This is a genomic window from Pseudoalteromonas sp. SWXJ133 (assembly GCF_015864365.1).
Lineage (GTDB): Bacteria > Pseudomonadota > Gammaproteobacteria > Enterobacterales > Alteromonadaceae > Pseudoalteromonas > Pseudoalteromonas arctica.
Genome location: NZ_JADYXJ010000054.1, coordinates 1 through 1136, shown reverse-complemented (window position 1 = coordinate 1136; position 1136 = coordinate 1). Strand labels below are relative to the sequence as shown.

1 protein-coding gene is annotated in these 1136 nt (G+C 39.7%); it reads left to right on the top strand.

The window, feature by feature from the left end; all coding sequences use genetic code 11:
• Positions 1–975: HNH endonuclease (locus I6F40_RS19580; protein WP_231609398.1), on the top strand; the 975-nt coding region annotated here is incomplete at its 5' end.
• Positions 976–1136: the final 161 nt, after the last annotated feature.

Genomic DNA, 1136 nt, shown 5'->3' with positions numbered 1-1136 from the left:
CATTGGAGTAGATTTATGCATGATCACGAACAAAGCATTAATTTCTATGAAACGAATTACGAAATTATTGGACAATGGTTGGTGCGACCTAGGGATAAAGTGATTTTGGGTGATATGAATAATCGTACTTGTCGCTTCTGCGGTAAAACACATCCAGAAGTATCTTTTAAGAAAGTAGCTCACGCTATCCCTGAGCTATTAGGAAATAAAAGCATAGCAAGTGCCTATGAATGTGATATTTGCAATAAAGAGTTTGGGGATGGAATAGAGAATGACTTAGGTAATTGGTCAAAACCAATGCGTACACTCATTCGTATTAAGGGGAAAAAAAGTGTTCCTACTCTAAAAAAAGGCGGTGACAAACCTGGGTGGAGAATTGAATATGGGCAAGACCGACTGAATATTAGGGCCTATGAAAATGATCCGATTTTTGAGGTTGACGAAGACAACAAGACCGTTATCTTCAAGTTAAGGCGAGATTCTTATACACCCGTAGCCGTATTGAAAGCATTTATGAAAATCGGAGTTACGTTGCTTCCTGATAATGAAGTCCCCAATTTTTTAGGATTGATGGCGTGGATTAAAGAGTCTGATCACTCTAAAGCATACTTAAATAAGTGTCCTGTTATTTACTCCTTCCAACCTGGACCTCTACCAAGCGATTTGATTTCAGCCCTAATTTTACGACGCAAAAATGCTGTTACAGGTTATCCATATGCTTTTCTTGTTATTGGATACGGAAATGAGGTGTTTCAAGTTTCGTTGCCATCCGAAATCCAAGATGGAAAAATGAGTGGGCAGTCTATTTCAATTCGTCCTTTTCCTGTTCCCGGTAATTCTAACCCTGCAATATATGGTGAGACCAAGAGCACTGTCTTGGATTGGATGGATTTCCACGTACGTAAAGGAGAAATTATGACGATGGAAATGAGCTATGACACACGAGTTCCAGTGGAAATCACGAGTGCCGATTAGTGTTTGGCATATGGAGCCTGCATGCCTAACAAGGCAATTAAACGGAACTAAAACAGTGGGTTATGTTTCGCTTCGCTACACATTTTAACCCACTATTTTAGTCCGCTTATTGCGGCGTTGAGGCTGTAGAATTACTCTTTTTAGGAACGTATCCAACTATT